The sequence below is a fragment of the Flavobacterium sp. ALD4 genome (assembly GCF_002836475.1).
Classification (GTDB): Bacteria; Bacteroidota; Bacteroidia; order Flavobacteriales; family Flavobacteriaceae; genus Flavobacterium.
On the sequence record NZ_PJBJ01000023.1, the window covers coordinates 360,490 to 383,380 of the forward strand.

A 22,891-nucleotide genomic window follows, 5' to 3' on the forward strand; every position below is an offset into this window, starting at 1 on the left:
CAAACAGCAGTCTGATGAATAAGAATTCCATACTATATCTTCTTTTTATACTATTGTTTGTGGCGAGCTGCAGTGGTACAAGAAACTTACCGGAAGGCGAGCTTTTGTATGCGGGTGCCAAGATAAAAGTGGAAGGCGACGAAACGCCAAAAAAGGAACGCAAGGCATTAAAAGCAGAGTTGGAAGCTATTGTCAGACCAAAACCCAATGGATCCTTTTTGGGCTTTAGACCCAAATTATTTATTTATAAGCTGGCGGGTACCCCAAAAAAGCAAAAAGGATTTCGCTATTGGTTAAAAAATAAAGTTGGAGAAGCGCCTGTGTATTACAGTAAAGTAGATCTGGAATACAACAAACTGGTTTTACAGAATAATGTCGAAAACAATGGCTATTTCAATTCTAGATCCACGGCTGATTCCACACGTCGCGGCAAAAAAGTGTCCGCTGAGTACACCGTACTGCCCAAAAGACAATACCACATTAGAGAAATTAAATTTCCCCAGGATTCAACTATCCTTTCCAGTGCCGTTCGCGAGACTGAAGATAGGACCTTGCTGAAAAAAGATCAGGGCTACAATCTTACCACCATTAAAGAAGAACGCTTGCGCATCGATGCACGACTTAAGGAAAAAGGATTCTACTATTTTGCACCCGATTATCTTAAAGTTCAGGTGGACAGTACAGTTGCGGATCATCAGGTTGATTTAATAGTCAAGGTAAAAAAGGAAACCCCAGAATTAGCGCAAACCCAGTACCGCATCAACGACATCATCGTATATCCCAATTATTCCATTAATGCGGACAGCCTTGTTGCCACAACAGATTCAGTTGTAAAACACAACAACATTACGATTATCGATCCTGAAAACATATTTAAACCCCGTATTTTTGATCATACTTTATATTTCAAAAAAGACGATTTCTACAACCGTACCAATCACAATTTGTCCTTAAACCGCTTGGTCAATTTAGGAATGTTTAAGTTTGTAAAAAATCAATTTAAAGTCGCTGACACCATCGGAAATTATCTCGATGCTTATTATTACCTCACCCCTTTACCAAAAAAATCAATTCGTGTGGAAGTATTGGCCAAAACGAATTCGGCGAATTATACGGGAACAGAACTCAATGTGAACTGGAGCAACAGAAACGTGTTCAAAGGAGCTGAATTGCTTACCATATCAGCATTTGGAGGACTGGAAGTACAGGTTTCGGGTTTAAATAACGGTTTCAATGTCTATCGTTTTGGTACAGAGGCTAACTTAGTTTGGCCCAGAATCATATCGCCATTCCATTTTGTGTCCTCCGGCGGTTTTGTCCCTAAGACTAAAGCGACTTTAGGATATGAATTCCAAAATAGAACCAAGCTGTATTCACTACAAACGTTCAAGGGTTCTTTTGGCTATCTATGGAAGGAAAATGAACGTAAAGAACATCAGTTCAACATCACCGAAATCACTTATGCCAGTCCGCAAAACGTGACGCCTTTGTACCAAGAGCAAATTGATGCTAATGCCTCCCTTGGAAAAGTAATTGAAAAGCAATTGATCTTTGGTCCTACGTATTCCTATACCTACACGAACACTATGGAGAAAAGAAGGAAGAACAGCTTCTATTATAAGGCAAGTGTTGATCTGGCAGGAAATATCGCCGGCTTGACCACCGGAGCTAATTTGAAAAAGGGAGATACCATAAAAGTATTCAGTGTGCCGTTCAGTCAATTTGTAAAAGTGGAAAATGAGTTCAGACATTATTTACAATTGGGTGGCGAAAGACAATTAGCCAGCAGAATTATTGCCGGAGCTGGATTTGCTTATGGAAACTCGAATGAGATGCCATTTATAAAACAGTTTTTTAACGGTGGAACTAATAGTATCAGGGCATTTCGCGCCAGATCTATAGGACCTGGAAGTTTTGATGGATCTACTACTACCAATACCTTTCTTGCTGATCAGTCCGGAGATTTAAAACTGGAATTCAGTACAGAATACCGAGCGAAGATTTATGATATCGTAAAAGGGGCCTTGTTTGTCGATGCCGGAAACATCTGGTTGCTGAAAGACAACCCTGATAAACCCGGAGCGCAGTTTTCTAAAGATTTCTTTAAGGAACTTGCTGTGGGCGTGGGTGCCGGATTGCGTTTTGACTTTTCTTTTTTGGTCCTGAGAACAGATCTTGCTTTCCCTATCCGCAAACCGTATTTGCCGGAAGGCGACCGTTGGGTGCTGGATCAAGTAAGCTTTGGAAACAGTTCATGGCGAAAAGAAAACTTGGTTTTTAACCTCGCCATCGGCTATCCGTTTTAATAGTGTCGTGCTATATTTGTAGCTTTATTCGTATACTAGTACCATTTTGTAAGGAAATAACTACCATCTTTCATTCGATATAGATCAAATGTATTGGACTATTTTCATAGTAGACCGCAAAACCAGTACAAGCTATCGTCAGTAGCCTCGATCAGTTTAGATTACTGTGTAACTTTGTTTAGTATAAATAGATAAAATCAATTTATTATCTAAAAAACAGACTTTTTTAGCTCAACTACTTGTAGACTAATAAAATCCGTTTTATCGACATGCTAGCTTCTATATGCTACAAACAATGATTAATAATTTTACTTTCTATCAGAGAAATAGTATGGCTGATGAAATTATAGTTTTTGCAACACGTAGACTTTCACTTTTAATTGCAGAATAATTATATTTTTACCCTGTGTATTATCATATAATTAACATTTGTTCAATTACAGACAAAATCTTTGCTAATTTCGATTATATTTGCGCTATAAACTACTCTATTTATGGAAGAATGTATCTCTGTCTTTGATATGCTAAAAATTGGTGTTGGCCCATCTAGTTCTCATACCCTTGGACCTTGGCGTGCAGGAGAACGCTTTCTTGAAGAGTTGAGAAAAAAAAATCTAATTCAGTCTGTTACCAGAGTGAAAACTGATTTATATGGCTCCTTATCCTTAACAGGAATAGGACATGCTACTGATTTAGCCGTTATGTTAGGCTTAAGCGGCCAAGATCCGGAATACATTCCTGTAGAAAATATTGATGGAATCATAAAGTCCATTAAAGAGAAAAACCAAATCAATCTAGGCAATGAGTTCTTGATTCCATTTTCCTTTTCACAGGACATTGTTTTCAATAAAGAGTTTCTTGCTTTTCATTCTAATGGAATGAAATTTACGGCTACTCTGGCTAATGGAAAAGAATATGTAGCCACCTTCTACTCCATCGGCGGTGGATTTGTGGTCAAAGAAGAACGAGTGAATGCCAAGAAGAAAATAGAAATAAAACATGCTTTCCCATTCCCTACAGATAAAGCGGTCGACGTTTTAGCCTACTGTACTGCCCAAAACAAGAAAATCTCTGAAATCGTTTATGAAAACGAGAAATCCATGCGTACCCCAGAAGTGATTGACCACGAGTTGATGCGCATCTGGAACACCATGTTAGATTGCATGTACATAGGTTGCCATACAGAAGGAATTCTCCCGGGCGGCTTGAATGTGCATCGTAGGGCTTTTGATATGCATCAAAATTTAATAGGGTTATCTAATTACAGCGACCCGCAAACGTGGATGGAACAAATCAGATTGACCGAGGTTAAATTTCGCCAAATCCTAAAGTGGGTAAGCTGTTTTGCCTTATCGGTCAATGAAGTCAATGCCGCTTTGGGAAGAATTGTAACCGCACCCACTAATGGTAGCGCGGGAGTAATTCCGTCCGTCTTGATGTATTATCTGGTGATTGAAAACCATAACGCAGGCGAAAAAGAAATTAAACAATTCCTTTTAGTCGCTGGCGAAATAGGCAGTATTTTTAAGAAAGGATCAACCATATCAGCCGCTATGGGCGGTTGCCAAGCTGAAATAGGCGTTTCCTCCTCCATGGCTGCCGCGGCATTGTGCGAGGTACTAGGCGGAACCCCTGAACAAGTTTTAATGGCTGCTGAAATTGCCATGGAACACCATCTAGGATTGACCTGTGACCCTATTGGCGGATTAGTACAAATTCCTTGTATCGAACGCAATACGATGGGCGCCATAAAAGCCATACATGCTGCTGAACTGGCGCTCGAATCCGACCCTAAACATGCCAAAGTACCCTTAGATAAAGTAGTCGTAACGATGTGGGAAACCGCTAAAGATATGAATAACAAATACAAAGAAACTTCAGAGGGCGGACTCGCCGTAGCGGTGAACATGTCTGATTGTTAATCGTTGACCGATATTCGTTATAGGATGTTCGTTAATCAATAATCGTAATCAGTCTTGCGCTGGACGGTTTTTGTTGTTTGATTTTTACTACTCACTACTTCCTTTGCACTACCCACTATAATTTGGGAGGGTGTCCTTCTCCAAGCGTCCTACCGTCAGGCTGTGAAAAAACCTCCTTTTCTGATAATTTCATAAATAATACAAACTCATAAACGACAATATAGTCGTTCTACTTCAAGCTCTTTTTTAGGCAGCAAATTGTAGTTCCTTTTAATAATGTCTTTATAAAGCCTAAAATAGTTCGTTAGAAAGGCAAAACAAGCTTTTGCTTCAATTACAGCAGGAATTTTTGGAATGTTATTGTGTTTGCCATTTTTGTTTTCATCGAATATGGCTGATTTAGTTGGCGCAGGATTTCCTTTTGTTAGCGGAGCAATTTTAATAGCTGGCGGACTTTTAACGTTGTCGAATTTATCACGTACAGAAAAAAGCCAGCTGGTAACAGCCGTTTTGAGCTAGTGTGTGATTTAGTGGAATTACCGTTTCGCATCATATTTTCTGCAAGCCGAAAAATGAAAGGTTACGAACCACACACCATCTCCAAGCGTCCTATCCCTGTGAGCAAATGTTTTACAGTAGAGAGACAAACGAGAAAATGAAAATATTAGACAAACTACTCATTACACTTGTAGTAATATTTATTGTATCAATAATTATAGCATTTATTTTTCCTGAAAATATTGAAATCCGAAACAGATTTTACCAAATCATTTTCGATAGTTATATTATAATTATTTCGCTCTTGTTTTTATTGATTTTATTAGTTCTTAAAGGTTTTTTTAATCTCATACATAAAAAACGAACTGAAGGTTTTATATTGATTTTTATACCTCGAATAGTTATATTTTTTTGTGGTTTTTTTTCGCTTTATTTATGGGATATTTTGGAGTTTTCAAAAAAGACCTAATCATTTTTCAATATTATGAAACTAGAATTGCGGGAAATCCTAATTCAAGAATTTTAAAAATCAATAACAATTTAAATTCTAGTCTCAGAAAATATGAAAAAATAAAACTGGAAAAATATGATTCTATTGAATTTATTTATTTCTCGAATTTGAAAGCTAATTGCAATTCTATACCGAAAAATATAAATTACAATGGAATTGAATATAAATTGAATATTTGTAAATAGATACAGTAGCTCACAACAACGGTTTTGCCGGATTTGGGCTTTCGGCTTAACTCGTTGTTGGCTTTGTACTTGAATTAGAAGTGATTAACCGAAAGAAAAAACTTAACTTAGTCCCAAAACCGAGCAAAGCCGCGGGACGTTAGATGTAATTTTGGACGACACTTTACAACTCAATCAATCAGGTAAAAAACAAACAACGGGTAAGCTGAAAACCGAGCAGAGTAGGCAAACAAAAAAATAAAAACAAAATGGAACAACAACAAAATCATCCAACTCCCGAAAATATAATGAAAATTGGTACGGGTTTTTGGGCTTCTAAAATTCTTTTATCAGCAGTAAAGTTTCAAATTTTCACAACGCTTGCGGAAAAGAAAACAATGTCAGCAATTGAACTTAAATCATATTTAGGTTTCAAATCCACCGACCGTAATGTGTATGATTATTTGGATGCGCTTACAACATTTGGTTTCCTAAACCGTGAAGGTTTGCTCGAAACTGCCAAGTATTCAAACAGTATGGACACCGATTTTTTTCTTGACAAAAATAAACCCTCTTATATCGGAGGAATGCTGGAGATGTTGAATAATCGTCTCTACGGTTTTTGGGGAAATCTTGAAGAAGGATTATTGACTGGCCTTGCTCAAAATGAAGCAAAAAGCGGAGGGAATCTTTTTGAAGCCTTGTATTCTGATGCAGACAGGCTAAAAGAATTTATCCACGCTATGAGTGGATTTCAGATGGGCAACTTTATGGCCTTAGCGCAATCATTTGATTTTTCAAAACACAAAACCCTGATTGATATTGGAGGATCTGCAGGAATGCTTTCTATAATGGTAGCCAAACATCAGGAACATATGAATTGTACCAGCTGGGATTTACCTCCGGTTGCACCAATTGCAAATGAAGTAATTCAACAATTTCAAATGCACGACCGTGTAAAAACAGATAGTGGAGATTTCTTTAAAGACGAATTTCCAAACGCAGACATCATTACGATGGGAAACATTTTGCACGACTGGGATGAGGAAACAAAGTTGATGCTAATTAAAAAAGCATATAATGCATTACCTGAGGGCGGAGTTCTAATTGCTATTGAAAATATAATTGATGCCGATAGAAATAAAAATGCGGTTGGCTTGATGATGAGTTTGAATATGCTCATTGAAACAGGATCTGGCTTTGACTATACGTTTTCCGACTTTAATAAATGGACTAGTGCAGTTGGATTTAAATCAACCGCTTTACTCCCATTGACTGGACCTACAAGTGCAGCTATAGCATACAAATAAAACTACCGCTAACAACGGGTTTAAGAAATTGGCGGCTTTGTGCTTAATTGAAGCTTTCGTCTTCGCATCAAGTGCAGTGCTAGCCGACAGTTTTCGTCTCCAAAATAGCCAACTTCTTAAAACCGCAAAACGTTGTGCGCCATTAAAACCAATGCCAATTGAAAATGAAAATAATCAAAATCACCAAAATAATAGGAATAATTCTAGTATTACTCTATGTGGGATTCTCTAGTCTTTTATACTTCTATCAAGAAAAGTTAATTTTCATTCCTACCAAGTTGACTACTGATTATAAATTTGACTTTAAAAGAGATTTTGAGGAAATCAACCTTAAAACCATAGATGGAGTTAATTTAAATAATTTATTATTCAAAGCAGATAGCACTAAAGGGATTATTCTTTATTTACATGGTAATGGAGGTTCTCTTGACAGATTCGGAAAACTCGCTGATTTTTATACAAATCTTGGGTATAATATTTTTATGACAGATTATAGGGGTTATGGTAAAAGCGAGGGTTCCATTAAAAGTGAAAGTCAATTGTATCAAGATAATCAGATGTTATACGATGAATTAAAAAAGACCTATTCAGAAGATAATATAATTATAGTTGGGTATTCTTTGGGAGGTTCTATGGCTGCAAAATTAGCTTCTACTAACAATCCAAAGTATCTGATATTGCAAGCCCCTTATTGTGGTGGTGATGATTATGATACGCGACCTAAAAAATCAAGTGATGTACCCTTAGAAATAAAAATAGCTAAACTTTTACCTCTAAACCTTTTAATAAGATATACGTTTAAAACAAATGAATTTATTGGAAATTGCAAGATGCCTGTTTTAATATTCCATGGCGATTCTGATGATGAGGTACATTATGGAAGTTCAATAAAACTCAAAGAGGATTTTAAACCAGAAGATAGACTAATAATTCTTGAGGGTGAAAACCATAGTACAATTACTAATAATCCTATATACCAAAAAGAACTAAAAAATCTTTTGGAAAATTAAAAACGAACGCACAACAATGTATATAAGTAATTGCTTGTTCTCGCCTACTTAAGAAAATCCTCGCCGATTTTCTTAGTTGGTTTGTATTTGCTAAATTAGGTGCTTAAAACACGCAACAAACCAGATTCAACAACGTTGTGGATAATTTTTAAAAATGAGAAAAGAAAATACGATTGCAGGATGGCAAAGAATATTATACATCATAATTCCATATTTATTAATTGTTGGGATATTCCAGCTCATTGGAGGTATGATTTCAGGTGTTGAATTTAACAATTTAAATTTTCAGAAATCTTCAGAACAAACCTTAATAATATCTTTTTTCTCATTAATAGGAACTACTCTTGTTGTTTGGATGTTTATGAAATATATAGATAAAGAAAATTTTATTGGGTTAGGCTTTCATACAAAAAATAGATTGAACGAATTTTATCTTGGCTTCCTTATTGGAGCAATAATAATTATTAGTGGTTTTGTATTATTACAATTTCTAGATGAAATTAAGTTTCAAAAAACACTATTTAACTTTAAAGAATTAATATATTCTATACTTTTATTTCTTGCTGTATCAATCACAGAGGAAGTTCTATTTAGAGGATATATATTGAGAAATCTAATGCTCTCTTATAATAAATATTTTGCTCTTATATTATCATCAAGTTTATTTTCGTTAATGCATGGATTTAATCCAAATCTTGATCTATTTGGCTTAGTGAGTATTTTTATAGCCGCAATATTCTTAGGAATTACTTATATACATACCAAAAATCTTTGGTTCCCAATTGCTCTTCACTTTAGTTGGAATTTCTTTCAAACAGTTTTAGGATTTAACGTTAGTGGTAAAAATATTTATTCAGTTGTCGAATTTAGTATGAAAGAAAAAACGCTATTGAACGGAGGGAATTTCGGATTTGAAGGATCTATTTTTTCTATCATTGCAATGATTATAACAATAGCAATAATTTCTATTTATTATCAGAGAAAAAAACTAACCACAACATCGGTTACCCGCAAATAGAAGGCATTCGAGTGAAAAGTGCTATTTTAGACACCAAGTAACAAAACAACAAAGCCGACAAGAGCGTTTCCCTACACCCGCTACTTGCATTAACCAAGACCGTTGTACCTAATTAAAAACCCTTACTTCTTTTTGAATCTCTTATTAATCATTTTTTTTTTCCATTCTTCTCCAAAGAAGTCAAAAACATTAAGAGAATAGATTCCCAATATTACTCCCCAAGAAAGCAGTATCCATAAAAAAATAATCCAATTGGATGAATCATTAACTGCAATAATAAATGGAGCTACCAAGCTTAAAGTTGCAATTGCAAGAAGCTTATAAAACCCCTTAACATTTTGAACATACTCTTCTTCTTTTCTAATCTGTTCCATTTCCTGCGTCTTATCTGAATCAGTAATATTGATTTCAAAAACCGCTGCTAAAGATTTCAATGATTCTAAACCTGCATTCTCTCCATTTTCAATTCGCTGAATCGTTCTTATACTTAATCCACTCATTTCTGATAATTGATCTTGTGACCAATGTCTTTCCAATCTCATTTTTTTAATATCTCTTAAATTAATTGTTTTTATATTCATTATTCTTGAAGTTTGAGTATAGATTATTGTGCAAAGGTAAGTATTAACCTTTCAATGAGTTTGACATCGATAAGACATAGTCGTGACAGGTGTGGAACAGTAAGCTGACACTATTTATTCACAACAACAACAACAACAACAACAACAACAACAACAACAACAACAACAACAACAACTAGGTACAACAATAGATATGAGTAATGCTGGTATAGAGGTGAAAAGGAAAGATTAAAAGCTTAATTTTGGGTTTGGTAAAAGAGATAGGATGGAGATATTTCTTCCGCACTACACATATCTGAGCTGTGAGCGGTAATTCCCCTCTTCTCCAAAAAAAACAATTGCTTTAAGGTCAGGTTTTTACGGAAAAAATTGAATAATTTGAAAACCAATAAATAAAAACATAAAAAAACTGATTTTCAGAATATTAAAAAAAACGTTACTCAGAACTAAAAATGACAAAAAAAGAACAATTAATTGATTAAATATTAGCAATGGAAACGATATATATTGCAGGAGGATGCCTTTGGGGCGTACAAGAGTTCTTAAAACACCTACCTGGCGTACTTGAGACCCAAGCCGGCAGAGCTAATGGCTTTACTAAATCCACTAAAACAGCCTATGATGGTTATGCCGAATGTGTAAAAACAACCTTTGACTCTAAGCTTGTTTCAATTGAAGATTTAATTCATCACCTTTTAGAAATCATTGACCCTTATAGTATCAACCAACAAGGAAACGATATAGGAGAAAAATATCGCACAGGTGTCTACTGCGATAATCAAAATCACTTGCTAAAGGCAAAAAATTGCATTAAGAAAGTAGAACAGACACTAAATCATAAAAATAAAACAATAAAAAAGATAGCTATTGAAGTGCTTCCTTTAACAAATTTCATCCCAAGTGACGCAGAACATCAAGATAGATTAACCTTACACCCCAACGACTACTCTTATTGCCACATTCCTTTAGACGTACTGTATAAGTATAAAAAAAGTAGCAACTAATATTTAGATAGGTGCTAGAATTTCGTCAAGACTGTAATTTAAAATAAGAATAGGATAGCTAGTCTTAAGCAGACTTTCTATTTTTAATTAACAAGAACTTAGCTATTCTTATATGTATTTCTTTTATTTACGTATTCATTAAGAGCAAGAGAAGCGAAAATAAGACTACCACCAATTAAAATCTTCTTAATATCTGCCTCTTTATTCCATATAACAAGGTTGACAATTAATCCTACTGGAATTAACGCATTGTTCATAATCGCTAACGAGCCTGTGTTTACCTTAACAACACCTTTGTTCCAAAAAAAATAACCTGCACCTGAAGCCACAGAACCCAAGTATATTAATATTCCCCACTGAACTGATGTAGTTGGCATTTTTTCTATTGAGCCAAAAATGAAAAAAGCAATTAGTGCTACTAAAAACGCACCAATAAAAAACAATCCGAAAATAGTATGTTTAGGTGTACTTTCTAATTCAGGTGTAGATTTTAATAAATACTTGTAGGCAACTTGACCAACAGCGAAGCAAAGGTTTGCACCTTGCGTGATTAAAAAACCTAAAAATACATTTTCACTAATACTTGAGTATTGAATATAAGCAGCTCCTAAAACAGCTATTGAAGCAGTAAGTAGATGTCCTTTATGAAATTGCTTACTTAAAATGTCATTTAATAACGTAATGTAAATTGGTGTGAATACACTAAAAAGTAACACTTCTGGCACAGTAAGAAACCGAAACGATTGAAAGTAAAAACAATACATCAAACCTAATTGAACCGCACCAATTGCGGTAAGTCTGAAAATTGTTTCTGCTTTAATTTTCTTAAGCCTTAAAAAAGGCAAAAATATCATTGTAGCAATACCTATACGCATCAATACTGAAAACCATGCATCAACATACCCAGAAAGATATACACCAATTAAGCTAAACGAAAAAGCCCAGATAATAGTAACGCCAAATAAATACCTCATAACTTAATCATACATTACTTAAAACAAAAATTCTTTACTTAAAAACGAATGTATAAAATTATCTAAATAAAGACAATGAATTTTAATTAATACTTTAGTTACAATTAACAAAGCGCTCAAACAAGAGTCTCTATTGAATGTGATAATAGAACAAATAAAGTTATTTTTGAAGGTGCTAATAAGTGTATTCCTCTATGGTTGATAAGTCCCGTTTTGACCAAATAACTAATTGTAGTATTACACTGTTTTACTGAAAATACAATACCTAATTGCATGGATAAAAACTACCGCCAACAAAAGCTGTAATTAATACGGGTTTTGGTGTTTTATCCAAAAGTTGGTGTGTTTTTATCATCTCCGCCAAATCTTTTGATTTGGCTTTAGAACAAAAAAGATAAAACAAAATAAAAAGTTTTGGCTAAGTGCTTCATCGGAAATTCAGTAATTTTAATTCATTCAAGAAACAAGAGGCAAAAGAATACATAATAAATCGTTCGAAAAATGAAAAGATTATAATAATAAATGAAGCCCATCATAACATAAGACACAGAATTATTACTACTTCTCTTTTATATAGTTTATATGATAGTGGTTATCGTTTCATTAGATTAGAAACACTTTCCGACACTTTAATAAATAAAATAAAATTTCTAATATTAGAAAGCGGTTATTATACTAGAGAACCACAAATGGCTAATTTATTAAAAGAAGCTAGCAAAATAGGATTTACATTATTTAAACACGAAATAAGTGATGGCTCTAATGGTAAAGAAAGAGAAATTGGTCAAGCAGAAAACATAGCTAAATTAATTAAAGAAAATCAAAATTCGAAATTTTTGATACTTTGTGGTTGGGATCACGTTATTGAAGGAACGCCACGAAACAAAAGTTGGCAAAATTCTATTTTTTGTAATATTACTATCGAACTTCTATGTTAATCTAGTTATATAATACGCGTTACATACGCTTTATTTTGTTCGTGCAAAATAAGTAGGTACGCGTCACATATGAGCAACAGATTAGTGAATGCGGAAGCGGCGATTAACCAGCTCCGCAAATTGAAGCTGCTGCTCCGCTACCGTTGTATATTTAATGTAGACTACTGAAAACACTAATTTGAAAATCTATGGGATTATGGTTCCTGTATTATCTTTTTTATTTTTGTTTTTATTTTTCTTTTTCTTTGTTTTCCTTTTTCTAGGCAAAGCCTCTTCTGGGAATGGGAAAAGTATGGTAGAGTTTTTTTCTGTAGCAATATTTGCTAATGTTTGATACAAACGTAATTTAATAGCCGATGGTGATTGATCAATTAATTTACCTGCTTCCAATAGTTTTCCAGCCGCTTGTTCTTCAGCTAATGCTAAAATAATTCTAGCTCTTCTTGAACGTTCGGCCTCTGCCTGATTGGCCATCATTCGTCTCATATTCTCTGGTAGTTGTATGTCTTTTATTTTAACATCAATAATTTCTATACCCCAAACTTCTGTTTCTTTCTCAACAATGGCCTTAATGTTTTTTCCCATTTCCTCTCTTTTAGAAAGTATAGTGTCTAACTCTACTTTTCCACAGACATCCCTTAAAGCGGCTTGTGAAAGCTGTGTTATTGCAAAATTAAATTTTTCAACTTCTAGGATTGCTTTTTCTGGGTCGTTTACCTTAAAAAATACAACCCCATCAATACTACAAGGCACATTATCTTCGGTCATCACTTCTTGCGACACTATATTAATTGTTATAACTCTTATATCTACAACTTGAATGGTTTCAACAAATGGAATTATCCATCTAAAACCTGGACGCATGATACTAACATACTTACCAAATCTAAATTTTAAAGCTCTCTTGTATTCAAAAATAATTCGTATCCCTGCTAAAAAAAATAAAAAAATAAGAATACCTATAAACAATGGTGAATTCATAATACAGATTTTTAATTAATATCTACTAAAGCGTTAAACCTCAGGCTCAAAAGCCCTAATAAATATACGATTATTAATGCTAGTTTCAAAACATTATTCCTAATAAACTATGTCGAGGGGGAGCTATCGAGGAATTCTCTGAATCAATAGGTAAGAAAAATCCATTTTCTGCATGCTATTATTAATAATATTCATGGATAACAAGTAAAAATCATAAAACCTAGGAGGTGTTTTAGAGTAAGTCCGCTCTGCGAAGTCTCCTGACTTTGCACCTTTTTAATACGCTATTGCGAAAGAATATTACGTAACATTACCCCATTTTATAACTGCAACAGTTGTCTATTGGATCGCTGTATTCGCTAGACAATTATATCAAGATTCTGCAATAGAGTGTTTAGTTTTAGTTATTAAATACAAAGGAGCGGTTTTATATACTATGTAATTTTGAGTAATCGTATCCACTTAATAGTTCCATCTGACCGCAGAGAATTATCCAGTTTAATTCGAGATTTCAAAAATTCATTGCAAAATCAATTTTAGAAAAAATACAAAATAGTCCTGATAGCAGCAAAAGAAGTTCACTCCACTTTAATAAGAATTTTAAACTTATTAAAATAATCCTTCAGGTGAGCAAAGCAATGTATTCTGGCTTTAGTTTGCAAAGCGTTTTAAAGCAAGCGCTGCAAAAGTCTAGAATCACAAAACCTATTATACCAACATCTTAGCTTAATTTCGGGATATTTAATTTATCTTTAATAATAATTTTTTGAATTTAATGATTAGTTTTTACTTGTTATTATTTGTCTTGACTCATCCGCAACTGCGTGATAATTGCATAACGTACTACTTAATTAAAACACATCTTATGAAAAATAAAATCTTGTTCTTATTAATAAGTTGTATTATTTCTTTTAATTATTCAAATGCTCAAAGTATAAAGCTTGACTCACTTGATTTATTTATCAATCAACTTATAGAAGACTTTGATGTGCCTGGTCTTTCCATCGGAATCGTGCGAAACGATTCAATTATTTATTCAAAAGGATTTGGGACAAAAGAAGTTAACACCAGTAATACTGTTAATGAAAACACTCTTTTTGCTATAGGATCAATTTCAAAATCTTTTACAGCATTGACATTAGGAATACTTGTAGATGAAGGTAAAATTAAATGGGATGACAAAGTCGTCACTTATTTGCCCTACTTTGAGTTGTATGACCCGTATGTAACGGCAAACTTCACTATTAGAGATTTACTAACCCATAGAAGCGGCCTCAAAGATATAAGTGGTGGAACTCTTTGGTATCATTCCGATTTATCGAGAGTTGAAATAATAAAGAATTTTAAATATCTAGAGCCTGTATCGGGCTTTCGAGAAAAACCTGCTTATCAAAACATAATGTATATGGCAGCTGGAGAGATTGTAAGAGAAGTTACTGGAACGGAATGGGACAAGTTCCTTAAAGAAAGAGTATTCAACAAACTTGTAATGAGTAATAGTACTTCTATTTCATCTGTAAGAGAATCTAATAAAAACTTGGCTCAACCTCATATTTGGAACGAAAGTTATGACAAACAGTCTATCGAGCAAGAGAAAATGGATAATTTGGCAGCAGCAGGTTCAATATATTCCTCAGCGAATGAAATGAATAATTATATGAGGTTTTTACTTAATAATGGTGTTTTTGAACGAGATACAATAGTAAGTAAAGAGATTATTGATGACATTTTTACACCACAAATTATATATCCTATCAGTAACCCTCCATTCGGAAATGAATTCTCTTCTTATGGTTTTGGTTGGTGGCTTAGCCCGATAGATGGTCATAAGGTAATTGAGCATAGCGGTGGTGTTGACGGTATGTCTGCTAATCTTTTTATGGTAAAAGATTTAAATATTGGAGTAGTTATACTTTCTAACTCATCAAAAGAACCTGCTGCATTTTTATTAAAAGCAAAATTAATGGAGATGATATTTGAGGATGCCTCCTTTGATCTATATGAAAGAGTAAAAGCTATACGAACTAAACGTTTGGATGGTTATAAAAATGCAACTAGTCAAAAGAAGAAAATTGATGGTACACAACCATCATTAGATGCGGCATTATATACTGGAGTATATAGTGACAAAATGTATGGAAAAATTAATATTAAACAACTTAAAAAAAATGAGTTAGAGATTTCATTTACTCATTCTTCCGTTTTTAAAGGAATACTTAAGCATTGGCATTATGATACCTATCAAATTGCTTGGTATGATATTAGAGTCCCAAATGGATACCTCACATTCAATTTTAATTCAGACAGAGAGATCAATGGGTTTGATATAAATCAGCCTAATTTACTTGATGTTGACTTTGGTGAATTGAATATAAAAAGATTAAAAGAAGATAACCCGATAAAACCTGTGGTGGTTGATGATAAAATACTCAAAAGTTACGTGGGTGAATATGAAGTATCACCTGATTTAGTTATTACTATTTCTAAAACTGGAAAACAATTAAAAACTCAAATGACAGGGCAATCTGAAATATTCATTATCCCAATTTTAATTAATGTTTTTCAAGTACAAGATACCGAAAGGAAATTTGTGTTTAATCGAACAAATGATGGGAAAGTTGAAAGTTTAACTCTTATTCAAGGAGAACAACAATATACGTTTGAGAGAATAAAAAACTAAGTATAACAATGCATATACTCCATTCAAACGACTCATATATGGAACTGTTGCCGGTGATTTGGAAACAACGATTCAAATAATTCAGAATAAAATAATTGTTTAAAATTAGAGTATTAATTATTCATTTAAATTATAAAACTATGAAAGCTTTTGAAAACGCAACAACATTTTTCCACAATTGTGAATCTGCAAAAGGGTGGGATGCCTGTAAAGATTATGTAACGGAAAACGCTCCATTTAATGCTCAAAGTGAGCTTTTAACCGATATAACAAAGGTTGAGGATTATGTTAATTGGATGGCCAGTTTAGTTAGCATTACCATGCCCGGTTGCTCCTATAAAATACATGTCTCTGCTTATGACGAAAAAAATAACACGGCTATCTTTTTTGCCACTTTTACAGGTACACATTCTGGAGATGGTGGACCTATCCCTCCAAGCAACAAAATTACAAACACAGATTATGTTTATGCTATAAAAATGGATGATGATGGAAAGGTAGAAAGTATGACTAAAATTTGGAATTCCTCATGGGCAATACGAGAACTTGGTTGGATGTAAGCTATTCAAAATATTTAGAATTCAAGCTTTTAGGAATGGTAATAAAACTACCACCAACAATCGTAATAAGTAATTGCTTGTTCTAGTCTACTTCTGAAAATCCTCTCGGCTTTTCGGCTTGGTGTGTACTTGCAAAGTTGAGTGGCAACCCAAGCAACTAGTAATAGCCGGTACCGTTGGCGACAATTTAACCCCGACCATAACAAAAAAATCATGAGGTCAAGATTTTCATTTTGGACATATTTAATATCTATAATTATTATATGCAATCTCTTTTTCACAAAAAGAATATTATTGTAATCTAAATCGCTTCTATTTATTTTATAATTAACACAAAAAAGGCAGTTTGGCGGTTTTCGGGTGAACTGCTGTTAGCTGTAATATTCCCCAATCCTGTATAAATTCTAAACAGTTATATATCAAAACGACAAAGTAATTAAACGTTACAGCAACCCATTAAAGTTAAAAGTTTCAACCGAGTCTAGTACTGATAAATACCGAAAGAACTTTAGGCTTAAGTAGTGGCTTCAATTTTAGTAGTGCCATTTGTACAGAAAGTTTTGCCAGGCGAATACGAAAACGCTCAACTCGTTTTAATAATAGGATTACAGATACCTCTAAATTTGAAATTTTAAAACCCGAAAACGCGGTCTTTTATAAACTTTGTGATTCCTATAACCATAGCATGCAAAGACAACCATAAACTCAGCCAAAACCTTAATAAAAAAAGAATTTACCGAGGAGAGGTATTTATAACAACAATAGTAATCTTATATGTATCTATTTTGTCATCTTTAATCCTTTTAAAGTAGTGGTTTTTTTAAGAAAAACCTTAAAAAGGTATACAAATGTTAAAGTTAATCTCTTGACTTTAAGACAGTATTAATAAAGTCCCCGTATTTAAATTGTAAACTGCACATTAATAATTAAAACACTTACATATGAGTACAACATATTTGAATACCAAGTCAAGAGGATTAACTAAAACAGTAGCTGAATTCTCCAAACAGGATGGTCAGAGCAACAGTGAATTCCGTCAATTTATCAAGGAACAAGTGGTGGAGCATAGAAAAGAAGGAATGGACGTATTTAAATCCCCAAGACCAGGAGATGACCGAAATAACGAATAACTTCCTATCCACAATGGAAAAGGAATAAATAAAAAAGAAGTAAAAGGCTATTTAGAAAATCTAAATAGCCTTTTCTCAATTTATCTGAAAAAGTAATAAAAACCATAAATTATGACAAATAAATACCTATTAAACTAAAACTAACACAGTAAATAATTTATTGCTAGTCCTCAACTACTTGCAAATCTTATAGCGTCTGGACGCTGGAATTTCCTATCAGTGATTTATTTACTAAATTAGGTATTTAAATGCGTAACAAAAAATAGACCTAACGTTGTACTTCATTATAAAAACACTCAAAAATTGATAAATCATGAAACATATTATTATGGCATTTTTTTTTGCAGGGATTTTGATTTCTTGTAATTCATCAGACAAAACAAAAAAAGAAATACAGGAATCCTCTGTAATGGAATCTCAAACAAAAAGTACATCAGATTATATCAACAAACAATTAAAGGATATTGATACTGATGAAGCTTTTATTGCAACAGCATTAATGGCTGCTCCAAAAGAAAGCAGATCCAAATGTAAAGTTATTGGATATAATATGGCAGGTGAATTTGTGACGCTTAAAGAAGGAGATAATGAATTTGTTATTCTTGCAGATAATCCCAATCAGGATGGATTTAGTGCCGCATGTTATCATAAAGACCTCGAACCTTTTATGGCGAGAGGAAGAGCCTTAAGGGCTCAAGGAAAGACAAAACAAGAAGTCTTTGCTATCCGTGAAGCAGAGATGAAATCAGGTCAACTTAAAATAACTCCTGGGTTGACTTTACAAATCTACTACGGGGCAAAGACAGTGTATGACTCTGCAACCTCAAAAGTTGAAGGTGCGCAACTTCGTTATGTAGTATATATGCCTTGGGCCACATCAAAATCTACTGGTTTACCAGAAATCCCGATGGCTTCAAATCATCCTTGGATTATGGAACCTGGAACACATAGAGCACACATTATGATTTCACCTTTACCAGAAGATAGAGAGTAGCCTTGATAAGGAACTATAAGTAATGATATCGCTGATAAAAACAGAACTAAAAAAAAGGAAATAACGCAACCACAACCCCCAACATAATTTATTTGCAAGTTGTAGCCTACATACTGTACGATACAAGCGAACTGACTGAAAGCAATTCGGTCCCAGGAGCTATGTCGACTATTCAGTCTGAATTTACTAAATTAGGTCCTTAAAAAACCATATACCAAACGTTAGCAACAATTAAAAAAATTTAAACTGAAAATTCAACAAATGGAAAAAAGATGGATAATAGCAATATAGCTTTTTTTAATAATCACTTTTGTTTTTTGGAGGCTTACTAATGCTCATTTCAAAAAAGACTATGGTAAAAAGATCTAGAAACTATGGGGAACGAGAACTTTTTATTGGCAAGGTGCATTATTAATCAGTGGAGATATCACAATTCTACTACTGTTTGTTTTTAAATGGGCATATGTATTGACTTTTTAGAAGCCTAAAAAACAACTAAGCTGCCAAGAGCATGTTCCTACCTACGCTGCCGCACGAATACTTTTATGCAGCTATAACCAGCACTAATTTTCTATATTTAAATAGTACTTTTTTTTTAGCAACGAGTAGAAATTATAAGTTTCTTAATCCAGAAGGGGCTATACTTTATTAGCTTTGCTGCAGCGGGATAGTTAGATGTATTTACCTCTAATGAGTATAAAAATTTGTTTATTGAGAGTATAGAATATTGTCAAAAAAAGGATTACAAGTAAGAAAGATACTAAAATATTAAAATGAAAACTAAGTCAAGAATAGCATCAATACTAAAAGCGAATAGTCTAGATTTTTCTAGTACGGGTATGCAAACTTTTGATTTATCTGAACTCAACCTTGCAACTAATCTGGAATTCCAACTACCAACCAATGTAAGATTGGGCCATTTAGTAGAAAAAATTGTTTCTGAATTAATTAAAGCATCTACCAACTACAAAGTGCTCTATGAAAACATTCAGGTAATTGAAGATAAAAAAACCATAGGTGAAATTGATTTTATTATTGAAGATGAAAAGACAAACCAGTTAATTCATATGGAGTTAGCCTATAAGTTTTATCTCTTTGACCCACACATTTCTTCGGAACCAATAAATAACTGGATTGGCCCGAATAGAAATGATTCTTTGATAGAGAAATTAGAAAAGTTAAAAACAACGCAATTTCCTTTACTCTACCATAATCTTACTAAATCAATGTTTAATACTATAGCAATTGACGAAGTTTCTCAAGCGCTATGTTTATTAGTTTCCTTGTTTATTCCTTATGAATATAAAGGAAGCTTTAGCCCTATTTATGAAAAAGCAATAAAAGGCTACTATTTAAACATGGAAACATTTACTAGTCTTAATAATCCCGCAAAAACCTATTATATACCTTCAAAAAAGGAATGGGGCATCGCTCCATCTGAAAATGAAATATGGACCGACTTTAATGGTATAGAAAAACAGGTTAACACCAGTATTAAAGAGAAACAAGCCCCACTATGTTGGCAAAAATATAAGGATTCCTATTTAGCTTTTTTTATTGTTTGGTGGTAGGTTTAGTTAAAGTACTAAAAGATAAGTAGAAGGAGAAAGGTGAACTCCTTGAAAAAAAAACGACCAAGCCGAGCCGGATATTGGCAATAATATGGAAAATCAGTCTACTTCCAAAAGGCTTTATACAACTATTTCACATTACGCGATTCTTTTAAATCTAGCAACTAAAATAACCTAACGAGACAATACTTCACCTCAATTATTCTACCTTTAGGATCAAATTATAAACCCGCTTGAAAGAAAAACTCAAACAATTAGAATTATTTTTAAAGAGCTCCAGCTTTGACCGAGGAATTCGAATTGGATTTGGGATTGCTGTTCCCCTTGCAGTGCTGTATCTTTTAGGGTATTCTGAATATGCTCCAGCTGTTATTATCGGTGCTTTTTTAAATGCGCCAGGCGACATCCCGGGCAGCACTAAACGTAAAGTCAATGCTATTTTAGTCAGTATTGGATTAACAATGGTTATTACAGCTATAATCCTATTTTCAAAACCTTTCCTACCCCTTTTATTGGTGGCACTTGCAATGATTACATTTGCTGTGTCGCTGCTTTCGGTTTATGGCTTTAGAGCATCTTTAGTGTCCTTTTCTGGCTTGTTGGCAATGGTAATAGCAATTGCCATTCAAAAAGAAACAGCGTATGATATTTTAGTTCAAGTTGCCTTAATGGGAGTTGGAGGTCTTTGGTATTTAGTCGTATCCTTTATTTTTCAAAAAATTGCGCCTGTAAAAGATCAGAATCAGCTATTGTCAGATACGCTTCTCCTTATTGGTGAATACCTAAAAATACGAGCTAAATTATTAACAAAGAAAACCAAACGTGACGAACATCTTAAACAAAGCTTCGTCCTTCAACATCAAATCAACGAAAAGCAAGAAACACTCCGAGAAACACTGCTTACCGCACGTAAACGTTCCGGACGTTCGCATTATGAAGAAAAACAACTATTAATCTTACTCTCTTCTATTAATATCTTCGAATTGATAGAAGCAAAACATTTGGATTATAAAATGATTGATGCCATTTTTGGCGAGCATAAAGAATTTCTAAAAGCTTCCAAAAATCTGAGCAAAATCATGGGCAACCACCTCATCCGTTTGTCTGAATTATTGATTCAAAATGATAAAATACCAAATAAAGATAGTCTATTAAGTGCATTAGCAGAAGCCAACGAATCTATCAAAAATTACCTCGATACAGTCAAATTACCTGAAGCGCGTGAAGGTGCTTTAGTATTGAAAAACCTATACGATTACCAAGAGCAACTGCTACAAGAAATAAGAGTTATTAGACGTGTAATGGCCAATGTCAAAGAGGCTTCCAAAGTATCCTTAAAAAGACAAGATTCGAGTCAGTTTTTAACGCTCCAGGAATACAGACTGAATGTCCTTGTTCAAAATTTCAGTTTGGATTCCACCATGTTTAGACATTCATTGCGCCTTACCATTGCGATAGTATTTGCCTATCTGTTAGGCTTTCTTTTTGACATCCAAAACACCTATTGGATTTTGCTGACCGTCATTGTTATTATGCGACCTAGCTATGGTCTAACCAAAGAGCGATCGAAAGATCGTATCATCGGTACACTCATTGGTGCTGCTATTGCTGTTGGTATTGTGCTGCTTACTCAAAATGTAGTGGTTTATGCAGTATTGGCATTTGTTTCATTGGTATTCGCATTTGCATTAATTCAGCAGAACTATAAGTTTGCCGCCGCATTGATCACCATTAGTATCATCTTTGTGTATTCCTTAATCAATCCTAATGCCTTTGAAGTGATTCAATACCGCGTCATCGACACTATCATTGGAGCCACTATCGCTGTCGTTGCCAATTATATACTTTTGCCAAGTTGGGAAGCCAATAATCTAAAACAGGTACTTCTGAACGCTTTAAAAATGAACAAAGTATATCTTTTAGCAACACAAGAGTTGTATCAACATCCTTCTGAACACAAACTCTCCTATAGTTTGGCAAGGAAAGAAGCATTTCTTGCTATCAGTAATTTAAATGCTGCCTTCCAGCGATTGACCCAAGATCCAAAATCGAAACAGAAAGAATTTCAACTCATTTATGAAATTGTGACGCTTAACCAGACAATGGTTTCTGCCATCGCATCCATCGGTAATTTTATCAGTAATCATCAAACTACTCCTGCTTCCATAGAATTTAATGTACTCATCAAAAAAATCTCTAATACCTTACAAATGTCATTCGATAGTTTTGACGATACGCAAATAAAGAAAAAAGTTGCTGAAGAAGTTGCTGAAGCTGCAGAGGAAAAGTTGTTGGGTAAATACCAGCAATTATCAAATTTGCGAGATGAAAATATCAGATTGGGACACACCGAATTAGATATAGAAACGCTTCATGGTCTTCAGGAAGCTTATTTGATTGCCAATCACATGACCTGGTTAAAATCCCTTTCAGAAAACCTACAAAAGGCAACGGAACGTTATCGTTCGGCTATTGTAGAGGACCAGCAGTAATTTTATTGGGTTTTAGTAAATAACTCCCAACATTATTTTCAGCACTACTATAGCACTTCCTTACGAAATGAATTTAGCACTTATCAATATCATCTTTTATCTAGTTTAGTATATATTCAGTCCTAATCCTATTTGAAACTTGAATTGCCGAAGACGCAAAAAAAATAACTCATAAATTACGAATTAGTTACGTCTTATAATTGCCGCTTACTAATATTTGGTTTATCCTATTCCGGAATTGGAACTT

16 protein-coding genes are annotated in these 22,891 nt (G+C 33.9%); 13 read left to right on the plus strand and 3 right to left on the minus strand.

What is annotated here, in order from left to right; all coding sequences use genetic code 11:
- The first annotated feature begins 14 nt into the window (after nucleotides 1–14).
- The 5 genes from CXF59_RS04020 (at nucleotide 15) to CXF59_RS04050 (ending at nucleotide 8,739) form a co-directional block, all read left to right on the plus strand.
- Nucleotides 15–2,306: a BamA/TamA family outer membrane protein gene (locus CXF59_RS04020; RefSeq protein ID WP_101136412.1), complete on the plus strand. Its 2,292-nt coding sequence runs from the start codon at nucleotides 15–17 to the stop codon at nucleotides 2,304–2,306.
- A gap of 494 nt (nucleotides 2,307–2,800) precedes the next feature.
- The gene (locus CXF59_RS04025) at nucleotides 2,801–4,228 is read left to right on the plus strand and encodes an L-serine ammonia-lyase (protein ID WP_101136413.1); all 1,428 of its coding nucleotides are present in this window, start codon (nucleotides 2,801–2,803) and stop codon (nucleotides 4,226–4,228) included.
- A gap of 1,442 nt (nucleotides 4,229–5,670) precedes the next feature.
- On the plus strand, nucleotides 5,671–6,711 hold the full coding sequence (locus CXF59_RS04040) for a methyltransferase (protein WP_101136416.1): 1,041 nt from the start codon (nucleotides 5,671–5,673) through the stop codon (nucleotides 6,709–6,711).
- A 164-nt stretch (nucleotides 6,712–6,875) separates the two neighbouring features.
- Entirely contained in the window at nucleotides 6,876–7,721 is an 846-nt protein-coding gene (locus CXF59_RS04045; protein WP_232758638.1) for an alpha/beta hydrolase, read from the plus strand.
- 154 nt (nucleotides 7,722–7,875) lie between these two features.
- Nucleotides 7,876–8,739: a CPBP family intramembrane glutamic endopeptidase gene (locus CXF59_RS04050; protein ID WP_101136417.1), complete on the plus strand. Its 864-nt coding sequence runs from the start codon at nucleotides 7,876–7,878 to the stop codon at nucleotides 8,737–8,739.
- 122 nt (nucleotides 8,740–8,861) lie between these two features.
- On the opposite strand, the gene CXF59_RS04055 is transcribed toward CXF59_RS04050, so the two are convergent.
- Entirely contained in the window at nucleotides 8,862–9,320 is a 459-nt protein-coding gene (locus CXF59_RS04055) for a helix-turn-helix domain-containing protein (RefSeq protein ID WP_101136418.1), read from the minus strand.
- Between the two features lie 491 nt (nucleotides 9,321–9,811).
- Here CXF59_RS04055 and CXF59_RS04060 point away from each other — a divergent pair, with 491 nt between their 5' ends.
- Nucleotides 9,812–10,324 (plus strand): peptide-methionine (S)-S-oxide reductase, encoded by a 513-nt coding sequence (locus CXF59_RS04060; protein ID WP_101136419.1) that lies wholly within the window; start codon nucleotides 9,812–9,814, stop codon nucleotides 10,322–10,324.
- A 98-nt stretch (nucleotides 10,325–10,422) separates the two neighbouring features.
- On the opposite strand, the gene CXF59_RS04065 is transcribed toward CXF59_RS04060, so the two are convergent.
- Complete coding sequence (locus CXF59_RS04065) at nucleotides 10,423–11,298, minus strand: EamA family transporter (protein ID WP_101136420.1); 876 nt, start codon at nucleotides 11,296–11,298, stop codon at nucleotides 10,423–10,425.
- A 422-nt stretch (nucleotides 11,299–11,720) separates the two neighbouring features.
- Between CXF59_RS04065 and CXF59_RS04070 the strand changes: the two genes are divergently transcribed.
- The gene (locus CXF59_RS04070) at nucleotides 11,721–12,236 is read left to right on the plus strand and encodes a hypothetical protein (protein ID WP_101136421.1); all 516 of its coding nucleotides are present in this window, start codon (nucleotides 11,721–11,723) and stop codon (nucleotides 12,234–12,236) included.
- A gap of 186 nt (nucleotides 12,237–12,422) precedes the next feature.
- Here the strand turns inward: CXF59_RS04070 and CXF59_RS04075 are convergent, their stop codons facing one another.
- On the minus strand, nucleotides 12,423–13,217 hold the full coding sequence (locus tag CXF59_RS04075; protein WP_101136422.1) for a slipin family protein: 795 nt from the start codon (nucleotides 13,215–13,217) through the stop codon (nucleotides 12,423–12,425).
- An 865-nt stretch (nucleotides 13,218–14,082) separates the two neighbouring features.
- On the opposite strand from CXF59_RS04075, the gene CXF59_RS04080 reads away from it, so the two are divergent.
- The 6 genes from CXF59_RS04080 (at nucleotide 14,083) to CXF59_RS04105 (ending at nucleotide 22,644) form a co-directional block, all read left to right on the plus strand.
- Nucleotides 14,083–15,897 (plus strand): serine hydrolase, encoded by a 1,815-nt coding sequence (locus CXF59_RS04080; protein WP_198554628.1) that lies wholly within the window; start codon nucleotides 14,083–14,085, stop codon nucleotides 15,895–15,897.
- A 140-nt stretch (nucleotides 15,898–16,037) separates the two neighbouring features.
- A complete protein-coding gene (locus CXF59_RS04085; protein WP_101136424.1) occupies nucleotides 16,038–16,457 on the plus strand; it encodes an ester cyclase in 420 nt (139 codons plus the stop codon).
- 941 nt (nucleotides 16,458–17,398) lie between these two features.
- Nucleotides 17,399–17,587, plus strand: coding sequence for a hypothetical protein (locus CXF59_RS04090; RefSeq protein WP_101136425.1), 189 nt, complete (start codon nucleotides 17,399–17,401; stop codon nucleotides 17,585–17,587).
- A 313-nt stretch (nucleotides 17,588–17,900) separates the two neighbouring features.
- A complete protein-coding gene (locus tag CXF59_RS04095; protein WP_101136426.1) occupies nucleotides 17,901–18,581 on the plus strand; it encodes a hypothetical protein in 681 nt (226 codons plus the stop codon).
- Nucleotides 18,582–19,354: 773 nt separating this feature from the next.
- Nucleotides 19,355–20,152: a DUF1853 family protein gene (locus tag CXF59_RS04100; protein ID WP_101136427.1), complete on the plus strand. Its 798-nt coding sequence runs from the start codon at nucleotides 19,355–19,357 to the stop codon at nucleotides 20,150–20,152.
- 233 nt (nucleotides 20,153–20,385) lie between these two features.
- A complete protein-coding gene (locus CXF59_RS04105; RefSeq protein WP_101136428.1) occupies nucleotides 20,386–22,644 on the plus strand; it encodes an FUSC family membrane protein in 2,259 nt (752 codons plus the stop codon).
- Nucleotides 22,645–22,891 lie beyond the last annotated feature (247 nt).

Bases quoted from the DNA above. Each gene is read 5' to 3' on its own strand.
- CXF59_RS04050 (WP_101136417.1), top strand. From the start codon at position 7,876: ATGAGAAAAGAAAATACGATTGCAGGATGGCAAAGAATATTATACATC.
- CXF59_RS04025 (WP_101136413.1), top strand. From the start codon at position 2,801: ATGGAAGAATGTATCTCTGTCTTTGATATGCTAAAAATTGGTGTTGGC.
- CXF59_RS04060 (WP_101136419.1), top strand. From the start codon at position 9,812: ATGGAAACGATATATATTGCAGGAGGATGCCTTTGGGGCGTACAAGAG.
- CXF59_RS04090 (WP_101136425.1), top strand. From the start codon at position 17,399: ATGAGTACAACATATTTGAATACCAAGTCAAGAGGATTAACTAAAACA.
- CXF59_RS04055 (WP_101136418.1), bottom strand. From the start codon at position 9,320: ATGAATATAAAAACAATTAATTTAAGAGATATTAAAAAAATGAGATTG.
- CXF59_RS04045 (WP_232758638.1), top strand. From the start codon at position 6,876: ATGAAAATAATCAAAATCACCAAAATAATAGGAATAATTCTAGTATTA.
- CXF59_RS04020 (WP_101136412.1), top strand. From the start codon at position 15: ATGAATAAGAATTCCATACTATATCTTCTTTTTATACTATTGTTTGTG.
- CXF59_RS04080 (WP_198554628.1), top strand. From the start codon at position 14,083: ATGAAAAATAAAATCTTGTTCTTATTAATAAGTTGTATTATTTCTTTT.
- CXF59_RS04065 (WP_101136420.1), bottom strand. From the start codon at position 11,298: ATGAGGTATTTATTTGGCGTTACTATTATCTGGGCTTTTTCGTTTAGC.
- CXF59_RS04075 (WP_101136422.1), bottom strand. From the start codon at position 13,217: ATGAATTCACCATTGTTTATAGGTATTCTTATTTTTTTATTTTTTTTA.
- CXF59_RS04085 (WP_101136424.1), top strand. From the start codon at position 16,038: ATGAAAGCTTTTGAAAACGCAACAACATTTTTCCACAATTGTGAATCT.
- CXF59_RS04040 (WP_101136416.1), top strand. From the start codon at position 5,671: ATGGAACAACAACAAAATCATCCAACTCCCGAAAATATAATGAAAATT.
- CXF59_RS04100 (WP_101136427.1), top strand. From the start codon at position 19,355: ATGAAAACTAAGTCAAGAATAGCATCAATACTAAAAGCGAATAGTCTA.
- CXF59_RS04095 (WP_101136426.1), top strand. From the start codon at position 17,901: ATGAAACATATTATTATGGCATTTTTTTTTGCAGGGATTTTGATTTCT.